This window comes from Bacillus sp. ISL-46 (genome assembly GCF_018613205.1).
Genome location: NZ_JAGGQR010000010.1, coordinates 161,199 through 181,269, shown reverse-complemented (window position 1 = coordinate 181,269; position 20,071 = coordinate 161,199). Strand labels below are relative to the sequence as shown.

General features: G+C 39.9%; 21 protein-coding genes. 19 read left to right on the top strand and 2 right to left on the bottom strand.

Translation table 11 applies throughout. The features are described 5' to 3' along the window. The first annotated feature begins 2 nt into the window (after window positions 1-2). Genes J7E67_RS05160 through J7E67_RS05110 form a run of 11 tightly spaced genes read left to right on the top strand, consistent with a single transcriptional unit; the run spans window position 3 to window position 9,087 of the window. The gene (locus J7E67_RS05160) at window positions 3-1,469 is read left to right on the top strand and encodes a heme ABC transporter ATP-binding protein (protein ID WP_214716903.1); all 1,467 of its coding nucleotides are present in this window, start codon (window positions 3-5) and stop codon (window positions 1,467-1,469) included. Beyond that, window positions 1,466-2,449: an adenosylcobinamide-phosphate synthase CbiB gene (gene cbiB, locus J7E67_RS05155; protein ID WP_214716902.1), complete on the top strand. Its 984-nt coding sequence runs from the start codon at window positions 1,466-1,468 to the stop codon at window positions 2,447-2,449. The genes J7E67_RS05160 and cbiB overlap by 4 nt, the downstream gene beginning before the upstream one ends. After that, complete coding sequence (gene cobD / locus J7E67_RS05150; protein WP_214716901.1) at window positions 2,406-3,482, top strand: threonine-phosphate decarboxylase CobD; 1,077 nt, start codon at window positions 2,406-2,408, stop codon at window positions 3,480-3,482. The genes cbiB and cobD overlap by 44 nt, the downstream gene beginning before the upstream one ends. Next, window positions 3,464-4,036: a bifunctional adenosylcobinamide kinase/adenosylcobinamide-phosphate guanylyltransferase gene (locus J7E67_RS05145; protein WP_214716900.1), complete on the top strand. Its 573-nt coding sequence runs from the start codon at window positions 3,464-3,466 to the stop codon at window positions 4,034-4,036. Before cobD ends, J7E67_RS05145 begins: the two co-directional genes overlap by 19 nt. Then, window positions 4,033-5,541 (top strand): cobyric acid synthase, encoded by a 1,509-nt coding sequence (locus J7E67_RS05140; RefSeq protein WP_214716899.1) that lies wholly within the window; start codon window positions 4,033-4,035, stop codon window positions 5,539-5,541. The genes J7E67_RS05145 and J7E67_RS05140 overlap by 4 nt, the downstream gene beginning before the upstream one ends. Beyond that, on the top strand, window positions 5,538-6,326 hold the full coding sequence (cobS, locus tag J7E67_RS05135) for an adenosylcobinamide-GDP ribazoletransferase (RefSeq protein ID WP_214716898.1): 789 nt from the start codon (window positions 5,538-5,540) through the stop codon (window positions 6,324-6,326). Before J7E67_RS05140 ends, cobS begins: the two co-directional genes overlap by 4 nt. Further along, window positions 6,296-6,895: a histidine phosphatase family protein gene (locus J7E67_RS05130; protein WP_308160732.1), complete on the top strand. Its 600-nt coding sequence runs from the start codon at window positions 6,296-6,298 to the stop codon at window positions 6,893-6,895. Before cobS ends, J7E67_RS05130 begins: the two co-directional genes overlap by 31 nt. Then, window positions 6,847-7,281 carry a bifunctional adenosylcobinamide kinase/adenosylcobinamide-phosphate guanylyltransferase gene (locus J7E67_RS05125; RefSeq protein WP_214716896.1) on the top strand — a complete coding sequence of 145 codons (435 nt, stop codon included), beginning with the start codon at window positions 6,847-6,849 and terminating at the stop codon, window positions 7,279-7,281. The genes J7E67_RS05130 and J7E67_RS05125 overlap by 49 nt, the downstream gene beginning before the upstream one ends. 15 nt (window positions 7,282-7,296) lie before the next feature. After that, a complete protein-coding gene (locus J7E67_RS05120; protein ID WP_214716895.1) occupies window positions 7,297-7,881 on the top strand; it encodes a cob(I)yrinic acid a,c-diamide adenosyltransferase in 585 nt (194 codons plus the stop codon). Window position 7,882: 1 nt separating this feature from the next. Beyond that, the gene (locus J7E67_RS05115; RefSeq protein WP_214716894.1) at window positions 7,883-8,374 is read left to right on the top strand and encodes an ECF transporter S component; all 492 of its coding nucleotides are present in this window, start codon (window positions 7,883-7,885) and stop codon (window positions 8,372-8,374) included. Further along, on the top strand, window positions 8,371-9,087 hold the full coding sequence (locus J7E67_RS05110; protein ID WP_214716893.1) for an ATP-binding protein: 717 nt from the start codon (window positions 8,371-8,373) through the stop codon (window positions 9,085-9,087). The genes J7E67_RS05115 and J7E67_RS05110 overlap by 4 nt, the downstream gene beginning before the upstream one ends. Window positions 9,088-9,104: 17 nt before the next feature. Here J7E67_RS05110 and J7E67_RS05105 read toward each other — a convergent pair whose 3' ends face one another. Beyond that, complete coding sequence (locus tag J7E67_RS05105) at window positions 9,105-11,207, bottom strand: transglycosylase domain-containing protein (protein WP_214716892.1); 2,103 nt, start codon at window positions 11,205-11,207, stop codon at window positions 9,105-9,107. Window positions 11,208-11,430: 223 nt separating this feature from the next. On the opposite strand from J7E67_RS05105, the gene J7E67_RS05100 reads away from it, so the two are divergent. The 5 genes from J7E67_RS05100 to J7E67_RS05080 all read left to right on the top strand — a co-directional run bounded on the left by J7E67_RS05100 (window position 11,431) and on the right by J7E67_RS05080 (window position 15,643). Further along, a complete protein-coding gene (locus J7E67_RS05100; RefSeq protein ID WP_214716891.1) occupies window positions 11,431-12,120 on the top strand; it encodes an ABC transporter ATP-binding protein in 690 nt (229 codons plus the stop codon). Continuing rightward, on the top strand, window positions 12,117-13,466 hold the full coding sequence (locus tag J7E67_RS05095; protein ID WP_214716890.1) for an ABC transporter permease: 1,350 nt from the start codon (window positions 12,117-12,119) through the stop codon (window positions 13,464-13,466). Before J7E67_RS05100 ends, J7E67_RS05095 begins: the two co-directional genes overlap by 4 nt. Window positions 13,467-13,574: 108 nt before the next feature. Beyond that, window positions 13,575-13,841 (top strand): phage holin, encoded by a 267-nt coding sequence (locus J7E67_RS05090; RefSeq protein ID WP_214716889.1) that lies wholly within the window; start codon window positions 13,575-13,577, stop codon window positions 13,839-13,841. A gap of 134 nt (window positions 13,842-13,975) precedes the next feature. Continuing rightward, complete coding sequence (locus tag J7E67_RS05085) at window positions 13,976-15,193, top strand: MDR family MFS transporter (protein ID WP_214731122.1); 1,218 nt, start codon at window positions 13,976-13,978, stop codon at window positions 15,191-15,193. A gap of 225 nt (window positions 15,194-15,418) precedes the next feature. After that, on the top strand, window positions 15,419-15,643 hold the full coding sequence (locus J7E67_RS05080) for a DUF3723 domain-containing protein (protein WP_214716887.1): 225 nt from the start codon (window positions 15,419-15,421) through the stop codon (window positions 15,641-15,643). Window positions 15,644-15,675: 32 nt separating this feature from the next. Here the strand turns inward: J7E67_RS05080 and J7E67_RS05075 are convergent, their stop codons facing one another. Next, window positions 15,676-15,906 carry a YczF family membrane protein gene (locus J7E67_RS05075; RefSeq protein ID WP_214716886.1) on the bottom strand — a complete coding sequence of 77 codons (231 nt, stop codon included), beginning with the start codon at window positions 15,904-15,906 and terminating at the stop codon, window positions 15,676-15,678. Window positions 15,907-16,111: 205 nt separating this feature from the next. On the opposite strand from J7E67_RS05075, the gene J7E67_RS05070 reads away from it, so the two are divergent. The 3 genes from J7E67_RS05070 to J7E67_RS05060 are packed head-to-tail and all read left to right on the top strand — an operon-like array spanning window position 16,112 to window position 20,053. Beyond that, the gene (locus J7E67_RS05070; RefSeq protein ID WP_214716977.1) at window positions 16,112-17,698 is read left to right on the top strand and encodes a spore germination protein; all 1,587 of its coding nucleotides are present in this window, start codon (window positions 16,112-16,114) and stop codon (window positions 17,696-17,698) included. Next, on the top strand, window positions 17,695-18,912 hold the full coding sequence (locus tag J7E67_RS05065; protein WP_214731121.1) for a Ger(x)C family spore germination protein: 1,218 nt from the start codon (window positions 17,695-17,697) through the stop codon (window positions 18,910-18,912). The genes J7E67_RS05070 and J7E67_RS05065 overlap by 4 nt, the downstream gene beginning before the upstream one ends. A gap of 34 nt (window positions 18,913-18,946) precedes the next feature. Beyond that, window positions 18,947-20,053 carry a GerAB/ArcD/ProY family transporter gene (locus J7E67_RS05060; RefSeq protein ID WP_214716884.1) on the top strand — a complete coding sequence of 369 codons (1,107 nt, stop codon included), beginning with the start codon at window positions 18,947-18,949 and terminating at the stop codon, window positions 20,051-20,053. Window positions 20,054-20,071: the final 18 nt, after the last annotated feature.

Genomic DNA, 20,071 nt, shown 5'->3' with positions numbered 1-20,071 from the left:
GGATGCTTAGTGTTCAACAGATTTCCGGTGGATACTCGAGTGAAGCGGTTCTGAAAGACATTTCTTTTGATGTGGAAAAGGGAGAATTATTCGGGATATTGGGGCCGAATGGAAGTGGAAAGACAACCCTTTTAAAAATGCTTAGTGGAATTTTACCAATCCAAAAGGGTGAGATTTTTATCAATCGGAAACGGCTGCAGGAATACAAAGCAAAACAGCTGGCCCAAATTATTGCCGTTCTTTCACAACATTCATCACAATCTTTCTCATACACCGTAAAAGAGACCGTCTCGCTTGGCCGTTATGCACATCAAAAGGGGTTGTTTCAAACCTGGAGTAAAGCCGATGAAGAGGTTGTCCAACGAGTAATGAAGCAAATTGGTGTTTCCAGATTCCAAAATAAAAATATTCAGGAATTATCAGGCGGTGAAAAACAAAGAGTATTTCTCGCCCAAGCTTTGGCCCAAGAGCCTGAAATACTATTGTTAGATGAACCCACTAACCATTTGGATTTGTCGTATCAAAAGGAATTGTTAGATTTCTTAAAACAATGGACGTCAGAAAATGGATTAACAGTCATCTCCATTTTTCACGATTTAAACCTTGCCGGGCTTTATTGTGATCGATTGCTCCTTCTCGAAAATGGCAGGATAAATATTGATCATATTCCTAATGAGGTGCTGCGGGAAGATCGAATAAGAGATGTGTATCATACAGACATTCAAAAACATCCCCATCCTAAAGTCGCTGCACCGCAGATGGTTTTACTGCCAAAAGTGAATCACGAAGTTGTCGATTTTGACCTAGATGAGTCGATGCTGAATATTTCAGAAGAATTTATCGAGTTAACATCCCCCATGCCATTAAGGACAATGTCATCTGGGGTGATTGGTTCGGGAACGGGATGGCACCAAACATTTGTGAACCGCCATGTTCACAAGGATTACAGCTGTAGTGACTATCGTATAGAAATGACCTCATTTTTAAAATCAAACGGGTTTGAACCGTCGGAAACTGTTGGCATGATGACCGCAGTTGTCCTCGAAGATGTAGTTTACAAGCGGTTTGAACATAATAGCTTCTCGGTATTTGCTGTTGTGACAGCTGGGGTGGGAAATGCAATTGATGCTTCGAAAAGTGAGCTGCATTCATTTGATATGATACCTGGTACGATTAATACATGGATTTTTGTGAACGGTGAGTTGACAGAGGAAGCTTTCATACAATGCATCATGACCGCAACTGAAGCGAAGGTTAAGGCATTGAATGATCTAAAGGTAATCGATGAAGTCACCGGAACGATCGCCACCGGTACATCGACAGATAGTATCTTAATTGCTGCTACTCAAACAGGTGAAGTATTAGAATTTGCGGGAACGATTACCCCGTTAGGCAAGCTTATTAGCAAGGCAGTTTATCAGTGCACGATCGAAGCGATTCAAAAATCCAGCAAGAGAAAATGCAAATGATCGTTCATCATTTAATCTCAATCACAGTTGCCTATATTATTGACCTGTTTATTGGGGATCCACCCGATTGGCCCCACCCTGTAAGATGGATTGGAACGATGATAACATTTCTTGAAAAACGTTGGAATAATGGTAAGTCTAAGCGGTGGAAAGGGGTGGCCATGCTCCTTTTTATCTTACTCTTAGTTTTTTTCGTCGTTTTGTTATTAGTTTTAATAGGATATTGGATTCATCCTTTTGTTGGAATTTTAGTGGAAGGTATGATTATTTCTACAACCATTGCTCAAAAAAGCTTGAAGGTGGCTTCTCTAGAAGTCTATCGTCCATTAATAGAAGGGGACCTTCCTGAAGCTAGGAAAAAACTATCCTATATTGTTGGCCGTGATACAGATTCCTTGGATGAGAGTGAAATCGCTCGCGGCACGATTGAGACTGTGGCCGAAAATACTAGTGATGGGGTGACGGCCCCCTTGTTTTGGGCACTGATTGGCGGAGCCCCGCTGGCGATGGTTTATCGCGCAACCAATACATGTGATTCGATGGTGGGCCACATGAACGCTAGATATAAAGAGTTTGGCTGGGCGTCTGCAAAATGGGATGATGTGATGAGCTGGGTTCCAAGTCGATTAACTGGGATCATCATGCTGATAGGAAAACGTCCCGTAAGGATGCCTTATAGAAAAGCTTGGACGATTTTATTCCGTGATGCGAAAAAGCATCCGAGCCCAAACAGCGGCTGGGGTGAAGCGGCTGTCGCAGCTATTTTAGGGATACAGCTTGGCGGAATCAATTATTATAAAGGATTGATATCGAACCGGGCAAAAATGGGTGAACCCATTCAGTCCATCCAAACGGAACATATCATCAAGGCCAATCAAATTCTTAGCAAAACGGTCTTTTTATTTTTATTATTTTTATGGATAGGGGGAATGGTCCTTGAATTGGCCGTCACATGGCTCGAATCCTCAATATTTATATGAGGCAATGGGCCTTGCACTCCCGTTGCAGTATATTGATTTTAGCGCAAATATCAATCCACTTGGCCCGCCATCTACTTTGAAAGAAAAATGGCCGGATTTTTTTCAAGAAATTAATGTTTATCCAGATCCTTATGCAACACAGCTGAAGGAAAGGATTGCAAAATCGCAGCAGACCCCGATCGATACAATCCTAATTGGAAATGGAGGAGCAGAGCTTATTACGCTGCTTGCCCGTATGCTTGCCGGCAAAAAAGTAGTTATTGTGGAACCAACATTTTCGGAATATGAACAAGCATGTCGGGCAAACAAATGTGAAATTGTCTACCATCAACTAGTGGAGCCCAATTTTGAATTGAATTCGGTCAATTTACACTCGAATTTGATGGATGCAGATGCTTTGTTTTTGTGTAATCCAAACAATCCAACAGGTATTTACTATCCGGCCTCTACGATTATTTCGATCATAGAGGAATGTGAAAAGCGGGATTGCCTTGTCATCTTGGATGAAGCATTTTTTGATTTTTTAATAGAATATGAATCATTGGTTCCATACATAAACAAGTTTTCAAATTTAATTATTATTCGCTCACTGACAAAGATGTTTGCGATTCCAGGAATACGCTTGGGATATTTAATCGCTCAGCCAGCGATTGTTTCGGGCCTTAGCCAGTTGCAATCACATTGGAGTACTAATACCATTGCGTTATTAGCAGGGGAACTTTGTCTGCAAAATGAATTTTTTATTAAAGAGACACAGGCATATATTAGTCATGAGCGGAAAAGGCTGTTTGCCTTTTTTACACAGGAAGAATTTGTGGTTTCGTCTTCCAACGTGAATTTCTATTTATTGAAGGATCCGCATTTGAGAGATCAGTTTGCGTTGTTTGAGTTCCTTCTACATCAAGGCATCATTCCAAGGCATACCTTTAACTTTCCTGGTTTAGAGGGAAGATGGCTTCGGTTTGCCATAAAAAGTAATCAAGAAAATAATCAACTAATGGAAGTGTTGGCGAAATGGCGTCATCATCATTAATCTTCATAACAGGCGGAGTAAGAAGTGGGAAGAGCGGCTTTGCTGAGAGGAAAGCAGTAGAGATCGCTCGTAAGACAGGCTGCCAACTTAACTATCTGGCAACCGGCTTTCCTTCTGACTCAGAAATGAAGGCACGAATTGAAAAACACCAACGCGATCGAGATTCAGCGAATTACCGGTGGAAAACGTATGAACAGTCAGTTCAAATTGGGAAAATTGCTGTTGACTTTCATGATAAGGATATTGTTTTGTTGGATTGTGTCACAACTCTATTAAATAATGAATTGTTTTCTTCTGAGCAAGTATGGGATGAACGTTTTTTAGAAAAGGTCAAAGAAAATGTGATCACAGGGATTACTTCGATAAAAAATCATGCTCGGACAATAATTGTCGTCAGTAATGAAGTATTAAACGAGCCGTTACTTGGAAATGATCTGGTGTTTACCTATGGCCGCTTGCTGGGCCAAATCCATCAATATTTAGTCAAGGAAGCGGAGTTAGTGTTTTTAGTAGAGGCAGGGATTCCTATCGTAATGAAGGGAGTAACGCAATGAAAGGAATCATGATTCAGGGTACGGCTTCAGATGTGGGCAAAAGTCTAATCGTAACGGCGATGTGCCGAATACTTGCCAATGAGGGAGTAAAGGTCGCCCCATTTAAATCGCAAAACATGTCCAATAACTCGTACGTGACACAAGACGGTAAAGAAATTGGCAGAGCACAAGGGATTCAGGCGGAAGCAGCTAGAGTGGAGCCAACCGTTTGGATGAACCCTATTCTATTAAAGCCAAGGTCAGATCGGCATGCAGAAATTGTTTATCTAGGAAAAGCGATCGAAACCCTTTCGGGACGAGGATATCGGGATCATTTTTATGAAAAAGGAGTAGAGGTAATTAAGAAATCTCTACACCAGCTTGCCGATGAATATGATGTAGTGGTGATGGAGGGAGCAGGCAGCCCGGTTGAAATAAATTTAAAGGACCGCGAGTTGGTCAATATGAAGGTAGCCGAATTGGCGGAGGTACCAGTTGTGCTGGTAGCCGATATTGACCGCGGTGGAGTATTTGCTAGCATTGTTGGTACTCTTGATCTTTTGGAGCCTAATGAAAGACAGCGTGTTGTCGGTGTGATTATCAATAAATTCCGCGGTGATATTACCTTATTTGAAGATGGAGTTCAGTGGCTGGAAAAGAAAACAGGCATTCCTGTATTGGGTGTATTGCCGTTTGTGGAAAATCATATGATTGATGGTGAGGACTCATTATCGATTCGCAGCCAATTTTCTAATCGGAATGAAGGGACAATTGATATTGCTGTCATCCACCTGCCGTTTATTTCAAATTACAGTGATCTTGAACCATTTTTATTTGAAAAAGGTGTTTCGCTCCGTTTGGTCAATCATGCGAGTGAGTTTGGACAGCCAGACGCAGTTATCCTTCCTGGTACAAAAAGTACGATTAGCGACTTGAACAATTTAAGAGATAAACAGTTAGATATCTTAGTCCGAAACTACGTAGCAAATGGCGGTTATATTGTTGGGATTTGTGGAGGGTATCAAATCCTTGGTGAAGAAATGATTGATGAAGTTGGTTCCGACACTGGGATACCGAACTACAAGGTGAAGGGGTTAGGAGTGATTCCTGCTGCTACTACTTTTTATAAAGAAAAGGAAACAAATCGAGTCACTGCCCAGTATCACAAAGGGATAGAATTACCAATTCACCAGCCAATCGTAGGGTATGAAATCCATTTAGGAAAGACGATATTTTCTAAAGAGGTCTGTCCGTTTTTAACATTAGCAAACGGGGAAGAAGAAGGCTATTACGCAAATAACGGTCAAATCATTGGAACGTACCTTCACCATCTATTTCAAAATGATGAGTGGAGAAATCACTGGTTAAACATGATTCGGACAAGGAAAGGACTCCCTGCTGAAGAAATCCATTCAATTAGCGAGTTTAAAGACAAAAGATTTGATTCTATCGCTGACGAAATGAAAAGTCATCTAAAATGGGATCTGATTAAAAAGATTATCAATCAATGGGGTTCAAAAACATGAAGTTCTTGAAAGGTTTCTTGATTAATATTCAATTCTTTACAGCAATCCCTATCACACTCGAGTTACCAATGGATAAAGACCATCTTAAAAAGGCAGTTCAAGCCTTCCCGCTCGTTGGATTAATACAAGGGATCATTTATTCAGCGGTATTTTATCTGTGTCTTGAGTTTACTCCGTTTTCCCATCTTGCTTGTGCATTCTTGCTTTGGCTGGTAACGATTCTCCTGACCGGAGGAATTCATCTGGATGGCTGGATGGATGTAAGTGACGCTTATTTTTCCTATCAAGATCAAGGGAAAAGGCTGGAAATTATGAAGGATCCAAGAACGGGCGCTTTTGGTGTTCTCTCCATTCTTGTTTTATTAAGCTGTCGGTTTCTATTTATGTATGAGAGTTTAGCGAAGGTCGAAAACGTACTATTTATTATGATTGCAGTCATTCCTTTTTTAAGTAAAACTGTCATGGGTGTTCTGTTGTTAACGGTAAAGTCAGCCAAGGATGAGGGGCTGGGCACGTTATTCCAGAATGCGGCGAAACCGCAGGCCCTTTGGCCGTATCCAATTTATTTAGTTGGTGTTCTAATTCTGGTTAGTTTATTTATAAAAGAAATCTTCTTAATAGGTTTATTGATTTTAGCTGCAGCCTGCTGTTTATTCCTTTTTCGTCGGAAAGCTGTGAATTGGTTTGGCGGTATAACGGGGGATGTCTTAGGTGCAGCTGTTGAAGGGACTGAGTTAATCCTGTGGATGACCGTGTGGTTATTGCATTATTTCGTCATGGTGTAACAGAAGAAAATAGACGAAAAGCCTATCTAGGGTGGAACGATTCGCCGTTATGTCCGGAATCAATAAGTAAATCGGTGACAAAAAGCTATCAGCGCTATTTTTCAAGTGATTTGCAAAGGTGTACTGATACAGCGGAAATATTATTTCCAAACTCTAGTCTATACCTATTAAAAGAATTACGAGAAATGAATTTCGGTCAATGGGAAGGGAATACGTACGAAGACTTGAAAGAAAATAGACTCTATCGGCAATGGCTGGCAGATCCTGTTACGCATTGTCCGCCCGACGGTGAATCATTTGATAAGTTCACCGAGAGAGTTGATGCTGGCTGGGCTAGGATGATTGGAGAGATTCTCGATTCAAGTTTGCAGAACGCAGCAGTAATTACTCATGGGGGAGTCATCAGATTTCTTTTATCAAAATTTGCCCCACACCAAAAAGAATTTTGGGAGTGGCAGGTTAATCATGATCAGGGGTTCGAACTCATATTTGAAAAAGAATCTTTAAGGAGGGGGACGCGGTGCACTTTATTATTGGAGGTGCCTTTAACGGCAAACGGGCTTGGGTAAAGAATACCTACACTGTTTACGAGAATAAACAGTGGGTCTCAGCTTATGATAACCATTTTCTCCCGATAAATTTAATTGATTTTGGCAAGGATGAGATGATCCTTGAGGGTGTAGAAATATGGTTGAAAGATTTAACTTTGACATATGATGCCGACAAGTGTCGAGAGATTTGGAATAAATGTCTCGAGAATTGGCTTTATTGGGAGCAGGAAGCTCTACATCGCCAATTAATTGTGATTGGGACTGATATTACAAAAGGAATTGTGCCATTGGAAGTAGAAAATAGACTGTGGCGGGATGTAACAGGATGGGCCTATCAAGATATCGCCGCAAAATCAGCTAAGGTAGACGTCATTTGGTATGGATTAAATCAAACGATTAAGTAAAGGGGAGAAGTTTCAATGAGAATTTACACAAGAACAGGTGACAAAGGAAAAACAAGCATAATTGGTGGCAGGGTAGACAAGGATGATACCCGTGTGGAAGCGTATGGAACGGTAGATGAAGTGAATTGTTTTGTCGGTCAGGCGATTCAAGAGCTTGACCCCAAATTATTCAAGGACGTGCTTGATGATCTGGAGAAAATTCAACATGAATTATTTGATTGTGGCGGCGATCTTGCTAACGTGACTGAGAAGCGAGTAATAAAGCTGCAGCAAGAATCGATTGATTACCTTGAAAAGAAAATAGATGAATATATTAAAGAGGCACCAGAGCTTGAACGGTTTATTTTACCGGGTGGTACCAAGCCATCGGCATCGATTCATATTGCTAGAACGGTGACTAGAAGAGCGGAAAGATTAGTTGTTAAGCTAGTCAAGGCTGACTCTAAAACACCTGAATTAGCCTTAATGTACTTAAACCGCTTATCAGATTATTTCTTTGCATTGGCTAGAGTTATAAACTTCCGTTTAAATGTCAATGACGTTGAGTATGTGCGCAGTGCAAAAGTATTCAGGGATGGGAAGCGTAAGGAGGAAAAGTAGTATGAAGGGAAAAGTGGTGAGCGGGCTGGCCATGTTAACGGCATTGTCAGTTGTCGGAGCGATGATTAAAATTCCAGCTATTGTCGGCAGTGTCGCATTGGATGTTTTTCCAGCATTATTGGCAGCAGTCCTGTTTGGAGCGGGGGCTGGAGCGGTTGTGGCTGCATTTGGTCATCTCCTATCTGCTCTAATAGGTGGTTTCCCATTGGGGCCAATGCACTTTTTAATTGCTGTCGAAATGGCCTTGCTCGTTTGGATGTTTGGACGTCTTTATAAAAACAATAAGGTTTTAGCAAGTGCACTCTTCATTATTGGGAATGCATTTGTTGCTCCCTTACCATTTATGTTCTTAATGAATGTCGGTTTTTATTTAGGAATTGTCCCTTCATTGCTAATCGGTTCGGTCATCAATATTTTAATTGCACTGGTAGCAATTCCACGGCTTTCTTCATTGGACACTTTTGGCTTAGCGAAGCGGGAAGAAAAATTATGAGAGATATTATAACCATTCCTTTTAACAATATGGACTCCCTCATTATTGCTTGTGATAATAGTGGAGCCATCGGGAAGAAGGAACAAGATCTAGTTCATGTCCCATACGAAACGGTAGCTTATTTTTCGTTTAGAGTTGCCGTTATGGAATGTATAGCAGCCGGGGGTGAGCCCATCTCAGTGGTGCTCCACAACTTCTGCGGAAATGAACCCTGGGATGAGTTAGTTTCAGGAATACAAAAAGGGCTGCGTGAACTAAATTTATCGGATGTACGGTTAACTGGTAGTACAGAAAGTAACTTTTCACTCATGCAATCTGCTGTTGGTTTAATCGTTCTCGGGAAAAAGTCTATTGCTCGAACGATAGAGATAGCTTACTCTGAGCAATTGAAGTTTGCAGTGGTAGGCAGGCCTCTTGTTGGAAACGAAGTGATCGAACAAAAGGATCAAGTTGCCCCTCTGTCCGTTTTTCAGAAGATCAGCAAGATTCATGATGTCATGGTCTGGCCGGTTGGTTCCAGAGGGATATTATATGAGATCAATCAGATGTTTCCTATTGAAGGATTTTCACAGGAAATGATCATCTCAAACGTGGATATTTTAAAATCTGCTGGTCCAGCTACCTGCTTTTTGGCCGTGTATGATCCAGGACAAGAAAAAACAGTAATGAAAACAGCAGGAAGATTTTTCAACCTATTGGAAATAAAAAAATAGCACGCATCGATTGCGTGCTATTCACGACTATTCTTAACTTTTTCAACTAATGAATTTACGGCCTCGCCGAGCTTATATAAAGCCTTATCCAAGCCCTTTTTCCATCCAGGGGCTTGTTCTTTTATGCTCTCACCTAGTTTTTGAGCATTTTCATTTAGTTCCTTGCTAATCTTCTTCGCCTGTTCATTGAATCTTAAATTAGGAGGAGCTTCACCGGCAAGCTGTGCATTAATTGAAGAAACTTCGAATCGTTCTTTCGGAAGATGCTGAAGAGATTCTTTCATCATCTCTTTAAAAATCGGCACCACATTGGCCGAACTCGCACTTGGCAGGTAATGCTGTCGGTCGGTTTGGTCAAATCCAATCCAGATTGCTCCGACAAGATTTGGGGTATATCCAACCATCCATTGATCCTTAGTTCCACTCACATTATTAAATGGTAATTGGGTAGATCCAGTTTTTCCGGCCAGTTGCACTCCGGAGATTTGGGCGCGTCTACCCGTCCCGGATTCTACTACATTTAAGAGCATCGAAGTCATTTCATCCGTGACCTCTTCTGACGTCACTTTTGTGGTTTTCGCTTCCCGCTCTGCTAAAACATTTCCAGTCGGCCCAACTATTTTAGTAATTAAGTGGCTATCTTCCCGCTTCCCGCCATTTGGGAAAGCTGAAAAAGCGTTTGCCATTTGAAGGGGAGAGACCCCTTGACTCATCCCGCCCAGTGCAATTGCCAGGTTTTTATCTTCTTTTGTAACAGGGATGCCAAACCTTTTTAATGAATCGATCCCTTTATCTAGGCCAATCTTATTTAACAGCCAGACAGCCGGGATATTCAGCGATTTCTCAAGTGCCTTATACATTTCAACCTTTCCTTCGTATGTTTTTGAAAAATTTTCTGGTTTGTAATTTCCGAAGGTGGTTGGTTCATCGACAAGCTTGGATGAATAGTTGTATCCTTCTTCAAGGGCAGGTGTATATACTGCCAATGGTTTGATCGTTGATCCCGGCTGTGCACGTAATTGTGTTGCTCGGTTAAAGCCTCGGAATACATGCTCACCGCGGCCTCCAACAAGGGCTAGTACTCCCCCTGATGCAGGGTCCATTAAGACTGAACCACTTTGAACTAATTTCCCCCCTTGGCTCCTTGGGAACAAGTAGTTTTTACTATAGACCTTTTCAAGGCCAGACTGAAGATCTTGATCCAAAGCAGTGTAAATTCGATAGCCTCTTGTTAAAATTTCCTCCTGTGTTATGCCATATTTATTGATAGCTTCATTTAAAACAGCATCCACATAATAAGGGTATTTTCGTTCAACAAAGCTCCCCCCGCCATCGTGAAGGCGAATCTTTTCTTTCTTAGCCTTCGTATACTGTGAATTATTTATCATCCCTAGTTCTTTCATTTTTGCTAACACTGTATTTCGTCTTTTCATCGCTAAATCATAGTTTTTATAAGGGTCAAGATAATTCGGTGAATGCAATAGTCCGGCTAGCATCGCTGCCTCACTGACCGTTACATCCTCGATATTTTTATTAAAATACTTTTTTGATGCATTGCTAATACCCCAGGCACCGCTCCCGAAGTAAACCTGATTGATATACATTTGCAGAATCTCGTTTTTGGTATAAACCTTTTCGATTTTTACAGCTAAAAATAATTCCTCAGCTTTTCGCTTATAGGTCCGTTCTGGTGAGAGAAGCGCATTCTTCGTTAGCTGCTGGGTTAAGGTACTGCCACCGCCTGTAATTCTTCCCGCAAACAAATTACTGAAAAAGGCACGGGCAATTCCTTTGATATCAAAACCACCATGCTGATAGAAGCGTTCGTCCTCAATGGCAACGACAGCATTGGGTACATACTTTGGCAAGTCCTCAATTTTTACGCCTTTCGTCCGATTAGTAGCGACATTGCTAGCTACTTTTCCATTTTTATCATAAATAACCGTCGGCTGGCTGAGACCCTGCTTCAAAGATTGGACATTTGCTCTCATCGCGAGCCAGCCGAAATAGAGGATGGTCGCTAAAACAACCACTAGAATAATTAATAAGAATATTTGTGTTAAATGTTTCTTTTTCCAGAAACGAACGATTTTTTCCCAAAATGGATGCAATTTCTCCATGTAATCTCCTTACTTTCAAAAAAGTAATTTTTAATTCTTTTATTATAAATTTTATCGAATAAAAAGACTAGCAAAAGCAATTTGACTAGTATTATTCCCTCTTGTCACAAATAAAACTTAGATACGTCTAACAAGTTAATAAAAAAATATTTTGAATTTGTGTAGGGTTCATTAAAAAAACCTTCGTCTATAAGGTGTAATGAATGGGAAACAGGAGGAAATAATGATTACAATAAAAAATTTAAGCCATGATTTTGTGATTGGAAAAAAAGGAAGACAAACGATTATTCCGGTACTCAGAGATATTTCTTTGACGGTCGAAAAAGGTGAAATTGTTACAATTGTTGGTAGGAGCGGATCGGGGAAATCGACGCTTCTTAATTTAGTGAGTGGCTTCATTCATCCGAAAGAGGGTGAAATTTGGATCAGCGGGGAAAAAGTATCAGATTTGAATGAAACGAAATTTGCAGATTTCCGGATTAATAATCTAGGATTTATTTTTCAAAGCTTTCAATTGATTCCGAGCATGACTGCCTTTCAAAACGTGGAGCTGCCGCTAATATTAAAAGGTATTAACGAAAAGGAACGAAAAATCCAAACGGATGAAATGCTTAAAAAAGTTGGGCTCCTAGATTACCAGGATCATTATCCAGGAGAATTATCAGGTGGGCAGCAGCAGCGGGTAAGTATCGCCCGTGCCTTAATTGTTAATCCCCCGATTATTCTTGCCGATGAACCGACCGGCAGCCTTGATAGTGAAACAGAGGAAGAGTTATTGAAATTCATTAAGGAATTAAATACGGATTTAGGAATCACCTTTTTGATAATCACCCATGATGACAAGGTGGCCGATATCGGCGACCGAAAGATTAAGTTAAAAGATGGCCGCATTGTCGAGGGGGTGCTGTTATGAAGTTAAAAGATCAATTCCGCTTCGTCCGCCAGAATATGAAGAAAAATAGAACGAGAGTATTTATGACGATTCTTGCGACAGCAATGGGTTGTGCCTTCCTAATTGTTCTCGCCTCTGTCGGGTTTGGCTTACAGAAATCAGTGGTAAAGGAAATTACTGAACGCAGGGTCATTACCCAAATTGATGTCCATGGCAAAGAAACAAAAGATCAAGGGATTTTTCGTCCTTTAAATGATAAAGATATTCAAATTTTTGAAAAAGTTAAAGATGTCAAAGCTGTCACAAGAAGGAAAATGTTGCAACAGGAAAGCACCTATACGATTGGGAATTATCAAGAAGCAACGCAAACTTTTGTGGCGAATTTTCCGGCAGAAATAAAATCCGGTTTTGAATTATCTGAGGGCAGGCTGCCAAAGGGGAAAGATGAAGTGGCTGTAGGCTATAATTTCCTAACTAATCTTGCAGATAAGGAGGCTGGCGATGATTTGTACGATGAGAAGGGTCAGGTTAAAGCGGAGTACCTCTATAAAGGCGAATTACTTGGCAAGGAAATTAAGTTAACGATCAGGCAGTTTAAAGAGGGCAAACAAGTAGTAAAAACGATTCCATTGAAGGTTGTTGGCATCTCTAAAAAGCCAACGAAAGAATGGGCCGAAGATAGAAGTGTGTTTATTTCGGATGAAATGCTAACGGAAATTGAGACGTTTACTGGAACACCAAAAGGGTACCAGCTCGATGCCAATGGTGTAGTACCTGTCGGCCTGAATGTCAATAAAAACTCGTATGATGAAGTTAAAATCTATGCTAAAAACATAGAAGCCGTCCAAAGTATCTCTGATCAATTAAAAGACAAGAATTATGCTTCGTATTCAGTGGTAAATGAATTAAAAGAGGTAAATATGGTGTTTATGATTGCAAAAGCAGGACTCATATTTATTGGAACGATCGCCATTTTAATCGCTTCTATCGGAATTTATAATACGATGACGATGGCGGTGACCGAGCGGGCGCCTGACATTGGAATTATGAAAGCAATCGGTGCGAATCCAAAAACGATTAAACGAATTTTTCTGCTTGAAAGCAGTTATATTGGGTTGATCGGTGCACTCATTGGTACAGTCGTTTCCTATGGGATTAGCTATGCGGTGAATTTTGCGATTCCATTAATTATCAAACAGGCATTTGGTCAAGAATCGGACTTAGACTTAATCTTTAGCGACATCCCGCTTATTTTACCAATCATTTGTATTGTAATTTGTTATGGTGTTACGATTATCTCAGGATTTCGACCAGCACAGCGGGCAACAAAAGTTGATGTATTAAAAGCAATGCGGAGAGAAGTTTAGTTACGAGGTTATCCAATGAAATTCCGCACCATTCGCGGACAACCAATTCCTAGTCCAAGCATATGTTAATAGAAAGATTGTTTAACATAAAGGAAAGGGCTGGGGAAGATGATTAACTGGAAGGTCCGACTAAGAAACCGGAACTGGGTTATCGCGTTTGTATCTCAAATTATGATTGTTGCTCAATTGGTGTTTGCGTGTTTAAATTCCTTTGGGATCATTGATTTTCAACTCACTGATGCTATTCAAAATTCTGTGTTAACCTTTTTAAATGCTGTATTTGTATTGCTGTCTATGTTAGGAATCGTACAGGATCCAACCACCAAGGGCTATGGGGACAGTGAACGGGCATTAAAATACAAGGACCCAAATTAATTAACCCATGTCAGTTCCAAATTGGAACTGACTTTTTTGTTAGTTATAGAGGAACAGTGAGAAAATTCTTTACATTATCCACTCAAATTGTTTTACTAGATATTGACTAAATATTCGTGAGAGGCAGTACATATATGTCAAAAGTAAAAAACTATATTGGGCAATTTCATCCAATTGTATGGGTTTTGTTATTAGGTACAGTTTTGTCAAGGGGCTCGGCTTTTATGACGCTCCCTTTTCTATCAATCTACTTATCGAGACATATGGACTTGTCACCAATCGTTATTGGGTTAACCGTTGGGATGAGTCCATTAATGGCGACCGTCGGCGGTTTTATTGGCGGCCACTTATCAGACCGGTTTGGTCGAAAACCTATTATGCTGACGGCTTTGTTTGCGCTAGCAATTGTTTATTATGGGTTCACCCTAGCGACAGGACAGGGGTGGTTTATCCTCTTAAATGCACTAAACGGCCTGTGTACCTCATTCTTCGAACCAACTTCGCAAGCCTTGATGGCCGATTTAACTAGCAAGGAAAAGCGGATGAAGGTTTACTCTTTACGCTACACAGCGATGAATATCGGAGCATCTGTAGGACCGCTTATAGGTGCATACTTGGCAAGTACGGCTGCTAAGCTTTCCTTTGCGATTACAGGAACAACTTATCTTATCTATGCGATTGTATTAGTTTATTTTATGAAAAAACTGGTTATCCAAGCAGAGAAGATTAGTAAAAAAGTGGTATCTCTTGGGGATGCTTTTTGGATTATTAAAACAGATAAGGCCCTAAGGTATTTAATCATTGGGATTATTTTAGTTAACATTGGTTATGTTCAAATAGATTCCAATTTACCGCAGATTTTAGAAGGTACGGTTGAAAATGGCATTGTGATTTTTTCCACGCTCATAACGATTAATGCCTTGATGGTTGTTTTCCTGCAGATGCCAATTAGCTATGTTGCTGAAAAGTTTAGATTAATGCAGGTAATGGTAATCGGTGCAGTCTTTATGGCGGCAGGTTTAATCGCATTTAGCTTTGTAAGTGGCTGGGTAACAGCTATTCTTGCTATCGTGTTATTAACCCTGGGTGAAATATTAATCTTTCCTTCCAACAGTATGATGATTGATCAATTGGCCCCTGAGCATTTGCGCGGCACTTATTTCGGAGCAGCTCAATTCCGGAAAATCGGGAATTTTCTTGGGCCAATCATTGGCGGCTACCTACTTAGCCAGTATCAAGGACAGATCATGTTTTGGTTTATTGCTCTAATAACACTAGGAAGTATCGTGTTCTTTACAGCTGGAAACAAAGTTTTCATTGACACTAAAGCTAGCATTGAAAAAACGACTTAAAAAGATAAAAAATGCCTCTGGTGATGAAAACCAGAGGCATTTTTTACATCGTGACCCAAAATAAAAACACTACATTTATTACTAAGATGCCCACAATTTCCCAAATTTTTGTTAAAATAAGGATGAGAGATATGGTAAGAGAAAAACTTAGGTTTGACCCTTTATAGTACTTCTTTGTTGCTTTAAGAATAGGATTAATTATCCATTTGAAAAGGGGGTCTCAAAATGTGGTTTTGGATAACTATTTCGGTTATAGTTTTCGTCCTATTGCTGATTGTAGAGGAATTCATCTACTATTTTTGGAACCGTTATGTGTATGGTGCAAATTATGAAAGACAGAGGAGATGGTGGGGTAGACTGTCTGCCTCAGGTGTTATATTTAAACGGTTGTTCCATAAAAGAGAAAAGGAAAGATCGAATACTAATTCAGATAAGGGCTTGCAATTATAAGGTAAGCACTTATCTTTTTTTTATTTTAAATTCTAGTTAGAAGAATTTCCCTTTTTCCTATTTAAAAAAGCACCTATGGAATCAATGACGAAAAACAATATAAATAATAAAACAATGATATATTCAGCTGCCTCCATTACCCTAAAAGGGTTAATAGCCTTCCAAATAATTCCTGAAATACTTACGCCCATCAAAAGATCCAACGAAATAATTAGTATTAAGCTGCCAACCGCCAGCAGGGTCGTTACAAACAATATTTTCAACCTCACCACACCCTTAGGAATTATCTTGTTTTTATTGTTCTTTTCTAAGCTGTTCCTTATTCTAACCTGTATATTTTAATTATGGTTGTATAAAAACCACTTTCAATGGGATAAAGTGATATACCTTGGGCAATATATCCAGTATTGGGAGAAAAGTGTTCAAATAATTTTTAAGGAGGCCGGTATTGTGTCGATTTTGTCTAAGATGCTTAAAAATAAACAAAAAAAGAGACAGGATGATAATTATAGGCAAAAACAAGATCCGCAAAAACCGGAGGACTTGCCGATTTTAAGAGACTATCAAGAGAATATATCTCGTCTAAAAGAGGAAGTTGGCAATAGTAGCGATATTAACGTTCGCGAGTTTAAAATTGGTCCACATAAAGGTGCTCTTGTTTACGTTGACGGAATGGCTAGTTCTGATGCAATAGCCGACTATATATTAGAAACAGTAATCGAAACAAAGGTACCTGATGAACCAGTCGATCTAATACAATACATGCTGGATAAAACAGTAGCACTTGGAAGTGTCAAGACAATTGATAATTGGAATCAGGTATTTGATTCATTGTTCTCAGGAGATACGGTCATCTTTTTACAGGGATGCAATAAAGCTATCAGTGGTGAAACAAAAGGATGGGAAAGGCGTTCGATTACGGAGCCTACCACACAATTATCAATTCGAGGTCCAAAAGATTCGTTTACGGAAACACTCCGTACGAATACGGCTTTAATTCGCCGCCGTATAAAAAGTCCAAATTTACGGGTGGATTCCATGAAACTAGGGTCTGTTTCCCAAACTGATATCGCCATTATGTATTTGGAAGGGATTGCCAATGAAAAAATTGTTGGAGAGGTCAAAGAAAGGCTTCAACGAATCAATATCGATTCCATCCTTGCTTCTGGATATATAGAGCAATTGATTGAAGATCAAACTTGGACAACATTTCCAACCACGTACCACTCAGAAAGGCCAGATGTCGTGACATCACATTTACTAGAAGGGAGAATTGCCATAGTAGTCGATGGGACTCCGTTTGTTGTTACAGTTCCAGCTATTTTTATTCAATTTTTCCAAGCACCGGATGATTACTATTCACGATTTGACATATCAACAGGAGTTCGATTGTTAAGAATTTTAGCATTTCTTATCGCAGTTATTGGACCTTCTGTTTATATTGCTGCGACCACCTTTCATCAAGAGATGATCCCGACGACGATGGCGATTGCTATTGCCGCTCAACGGGAGAATGTTCCCTTTCCTGCTTTTGTTGAGGCATTAATCATGGAGGTTACATTTGAAATTTTAAGGGAGGCGGGGCTTAGGCTTCCAAGGGCTGTTGGTCAGGCCGTATCCATTGTCGGGGCCCTCGTAATTGGTCAGGCAGCCGTACAGGCTGGGTTTGTCTCTCCTGTCATGGTTATTGTCGTTTCAATCACTGCCATCGCAAATTTTTCTACACCCGTTTTTGCAATGGCGATTGCGGCACGATTAGTTCGCTTTGTCCTGATGGGATTAGCTACAATGTTGGGCTTTTATGGAATCATGTTAGGGCTGATGTTCATGTCACTTCATTTATGTTCGCTGCGCTCGTTTGGAATTCCATACATGATGCCGCTCGCACCTTTCAACATCCATAATCAACAAGACGCATTTGTTCGCTTTCCAGTCTGGGCTATGAAAAATAGACCGATGTTTATTAGCAAAGGCAATATTAATAGGACCGGAGAAAATCAAAAGCCTGGACCCCCAAAACAAAATGAAAATCAACCTACAAATGGTGAAGAATGATGAAAAAATGGTTCATTATTATGTTGATATTAATAATGTCTCTGCCGGTACTGAGTGCTTGCTGGAATCAGAAAGAGTTAACTGATTTGGCCTTTGTGATGGCACTTGGTATTGATAAAGGAGAGGACGACTTGTACCATGTTTCGTTTCAGTTGGTTAACCCCGGGAACGTTACAGCTGGGCAAGGTGGAGGAGGAGGCCAGGGGCTGCCGATAGCCGTTTATAAAAGCACTGGTAGAACCATTACTGAAGCATCTAGAAATGCAACGAAAAAGGTTTCGCGCCGTTTATATTATGCGCACACCAATGTAGTCGTTGTTAGTGAAGAAGTGGCACGTGATAGAACTCTAATGCTTAATATGTTAGATGCCTTTGCAAGGGATCCTGAGTTTAGAACAACTACAGAGTTCGTTATCGCAAGAGATTCGACGGCAGAGGAGATTGTCACTACTCTGACTATTCTCGATAAACTGCCTGTTACCCTGATTACAAAAGAAATCGAATCTACTGAAGCTATGAAAGGAGAAAATATAAGTATAAGTATAGATGATATCATTGATGGAATTGTCGGCAGTGGGAAAGAGCCTATTGCAAACGGTTATCGACTAATTGGTATGAAAGAAGAAGCCAATAAAGCAGCTAATTTACAAAAAACAACAACCGATGCTTACCTCTCAGCTGATGGCTTAGCGGTTATTAAAGACGGTGAATTGATCGGTTGGATTGAAAGTAACAAGGCACGTGGAGTGACCTGGGTCTTGGATAAAGCGAAGAGCACAGATATAACTCTTAATTGGAAAGGGAAAAAAAATGCCATTAGTATGGTGCCTATTAGGTCAAAAACCAAAGTTTCAACTATCGTTAAAAATGGAAAACCTGTAATAAATATTAAAATTGAGAATGAGGGCTGGATTAGTGAAGCGAATATAGCAATTGAATTGATGGATCCAAAAACAATTGGAAAAATTGAAAAGTTAGTTGAAAAAGAGATTAAAAAGGAAATACAGTCTTCAGTAAAGGAAGCCCAGAAACTAAAATGCGATATATTCGGGTTTGGTGATGGTGTTCATAAAGCTAACCCTGAATTATGGAAGAAGCTAAAGGGGAATTGGAACGATTATTTTGCAGACCTGGAAGTGAATGTTAAGGTAGATTCTTACGTGCGGCGTGAAGGGGTTCGGACAAATCCATTTTGGTCAGACATTAATAAATAACCTTATATAAGGGCGGGAGGGGGGACAATCGTACATGGAAAAGGCAAAAATAAGTGGATACCAATTGTTCGTGCTGATCGTTTTGTTTGAAATGGGTAGTGCAATTCTTCTGGGTCTCGCATCAAACGTGAAACAGGACGCCTGGATAGCGATATTGCTCGGTTTAGCAGGCGGAATTCTTGTTTTTTTTATTTATTACCGATTATATATGTACTATCCTGACCTGCCCTTAACGAGTTATCTTCAAAAAATTTTAGGAAAATGGCTTGGACGGTTGATTGGGTTCTTATATATTGTCAATTTTATTTATCTTGCATCAAGGGTATTACGAGATTTTGGAGAGTTATTAACCACAACTATTTATAATAGCACTCCACTATTTGTGATCAATACTTTGATGATCCTTACTATTATCTATGGGCTCCATAAAGGGTTTGAAGTAATAGCCCGAGTTGGAGAAATTTACTTTGAAGTTATCTACCTGACGGCGATATTAGGCATGATGTTAATTACCTTTTCGGGTTTAATTCATTTGAGTAATCTAACCCCGATCTTAGAGAATGGATTGAAACCTGTTATTAAAACCTCTTTAACTCAAACCCTCAACTTTCCTTTTGGAGAAATGGTTGTTTTTACGATGCTGCTCCCGTTCTTAAATGATAAAAAAAAGGCCAAAATAGTCTGTGTGGGTGGGATGATATTAGCGGGAATAAATATTGCCATTACAGCGGTAGTAAATATTTCTGTTTTGGGAGTGGATCACTTTTATCGGTCCACTTTCCCCTTATTAACCACAGTAGGAAGAATCCAAATTGCCGATTTTATCGAGCGTTTAGATGTATTATTTATGCTCTATTTAATCATTGGTGGTTTCTTTAAAATTGCCATTTATTATTATGCTGCAGTGGCCGGAGCTGCCGATATCTTTCAATTTAAAGATCAACGCAAGCTTGGGTTTCCAATTGGAATGCTCGTTTTATTTTCATCAATAACGATTGCATCAAATTTTGCAGAATTTATAAAAGAAGGGCTGATTTTTGTACCAATTTATTTGCTTTGGCCTTTTCAAATTATCATCCCCTCAATCTTACTAATCATTGCTTTTATTCGTAACAGGAAGAAACAAACAAGCCCGGCTTAAATAAATAACCCTTTATAA